The following is a 2,436-nucleotide window of genomic DNA, read 5'->3' as shown; positions in this document are numbered from 1 at the left end:
ACAGGTCAGCCAGAGAGAGTAAAACACCTTGAATAGTTCGATCGCTGACTCCAGATCCAGCATCTGCCACCAATGCCGCCGACTAAAATCTACCTCAATGGGTACGGGTTGAATGCTGTCATAAATTAGCCCCCGCGCACGTACTTCCTCTAACCAATTGGGATTTTCTCGCTGAGCCTGGTGATAATCCAGCACAAAGTTATATAAAATCAAATCGTGTTCGAGAAAAGCATTGTTAGCCAAATCTGCCACTTTGCGGGGATAGAGAGTCGATTTGGGAATCGCGGGATTCGGTGAATTATCGATTAAAAAGTTGACAATATTAGAACCTAAGCCAATGTGACGCACGATTAAATAACAGGCTTCTGGACTCGCAAAATTGTTGAGAAACCAGACAGCAGAACTGTGCATGATTTGATAATTACTAAATTGAAACGGCAGCAATCGTTTGACGATTAAAATTATTGCGAGCATCACGTTGGCAAAGATCTTAATCGGCAATAGTAAATAGCTTCGAGTCCAGTTTTTCAAATCGCGAATCATGTGTGCTTTAGCCACCGGATCGACTGGGATTGCCTCGTCTAGATATAAAGCATCCCAAGTATTTGGATCTGTGCGATCGTGCGGCTGAGGGGTATATGGAGATGATAAATAATTCATATTCGAGTCTGTATTTGTCGTAACGATTGACCGAATGAGCCGAGCGCTCTATTTACTAAGTAGGTAGGTGCAATTATTTATAAAATAGATTCTGCCTGAAATCTAGATGGTGGGCACTGCCCACCCTACAAAATATCTTCTTTCTTTCTCTGCGCTCTCTGCGCCTCTGCGGTTAAATTCTTAGTATTTAAGTATTAATACACATCGAAATCTCTTCCAATTGCAGTAAATATAACCGAGCGGTAACTTTAGCAGTTTTGACAATTCGGTTGGCAATTTCCATTGTCATCCAGTCAGCGGTCAAAATAGCATTCAATTTATCGATATGGTCATCATCATTGGCTGCATGGTAGCCCAAGAAGGAAACTTGTTCGGCTGTCAATTTGAGAGTTGCTTTAATTTGCGCTGCCCATTTTCCCGCCAACTTATTACCCAATCCTTCAATAATAAACATACTGCCGACTAAACTTACTGGGTTTTCTTGTGAAGCTTGGTGAAAAATAAATGCGGACAGTGCCTCACTGCCAATGTTCTTTTCTGCTGAAACAATATCTTCGAGAACGCCACCGACAGAGATATAATTTTGCTCTAACATTTGAAAATCGCGGTGTTCTGCTTGGGCGTGTCCGATAAAAGTCGATCGCAGGCGAAAATCTGTCATGTTGGAAGCGGCTCTAGCAATCCAGCGGGCACCTTCGACTACTTGAGGACGCAAATTTGTGAGGAATGCCTGATAATCTTCAATGGTAAATTCCCCGCGATTTAATTTGCGGATAATGGGGATCGATTGCAGTTTGCGCTCGAATTCTAGCCAAACTAATGCTAGATTGTGCATTAAGTAAGCAGCAGGAGTTTGGAGCTGGGTTGTGGGTGGTGGGTTATAAAATTCTACAGGTTGGATAACGATCGCCGATCGATCCGATGGCTGTGCTAAGGGTGACATAATTTCTCCATCTTTAACAACGGTTAACAACATATACGCAGTAGTAAATCTCCCACTTTCAGGCACAAAGCAAAAGATTTTTTGACCGGGCTGTAAGTTCTGGGAATGGAATAATTCTTCTAGCATTAGATAAATTGAAGCGCACCCCGTATTGCCACGAGTGTAAAGGTTAGTAAACCATTTTGATTCGGGGATGAGGCAGCCAGCTTTATCTAACAATTCAACAATTTGCCCCTTAAAGAAGTGCGAAGAATAATGGCACAGCAGCCAATCAATTTCATCGGGATTCACTCGTCCGGCTGCAATTAATTTTAGCCATCCTTCTACGCCTAATTTAACAACGTTATCGAGGAGACGAATATTTTGCCGTAAATTAAGTGCCCCTGCTTGCGCGGCTTCGACATAAGAGGGATAGTCCATCCAGCTTTTTTGTGCCGTTTCATTTTCAGCCCCAGCATACATACAAACTGGATAAGCATTGGCATGAGAAACGAGTTCGATCCATTCAATTTTGAGGCTGATTCCCGATCGGCTCGGCTGATTTTGGAGCAACATTGCACCTGCTCCATCAGATAGCATCCACCGCAGAAACTCAGTATCAAAACTCAGATTTTGCCCTGCTTGGATAGCAGTTTCAGCTTCAAAATGAGTGTGGGTAAATAAGCGGGAAGGCTGTTCGGAAGCCACCGAGATCGCGTTGCGTTTCTCACCCAATCTCACCTGAGATGCGGCATATTTAAGCACGCTCATCCCCGCACAACAAACCCCCATACTCGTAAGCGTTTCTAAGGGCGGAAATTCGGGCAATTCGCCATGTACCATGTTGGCAAAAC

At 43.6% G+C, this 2,436-nt stretch carries 2 protein-coding genes; both read right to left on the bottom strand.

Going from position 1 to position 2,436, the window contains the following annotated elements; genetic code table 11:
• Positions 1 to 660, bottom strand: a 660-nt coding sequence (locus RMO52_RS06450) for a DUF6999 family protein (protein ID WP_310412043.1), incomplete at its 3' end; no start/stop codon positions are given.
• Positions 661 to 847: 187 nt separating this feature from the next.
• On the bottom strand, positions 848 to 2,436 hold a 1,589-nt coding region (locus RMO52_RS06445), incomplete at its 5' end, for a 3-oxoacyl-[acyl-carrier-protein] synthase III C-terminal domain-containing protein (RefSeq protein ID WP_310412041.1).

The organism is Chamaesiphon sp. OTE_8_metabat_110 (genome assembly GCF_031382685.1).
Taxonomy (GTDB): Bacteria; Cyanobacteriota; Cyanobacteriia; order Cyanobacteriales; family Chamaesiphonaceae; genus Chamaesiphon.
Note: the sequence above shows the minus strand (reverse complement) of the source record. Positions and strands in the feature narration are given on the sequence as shown.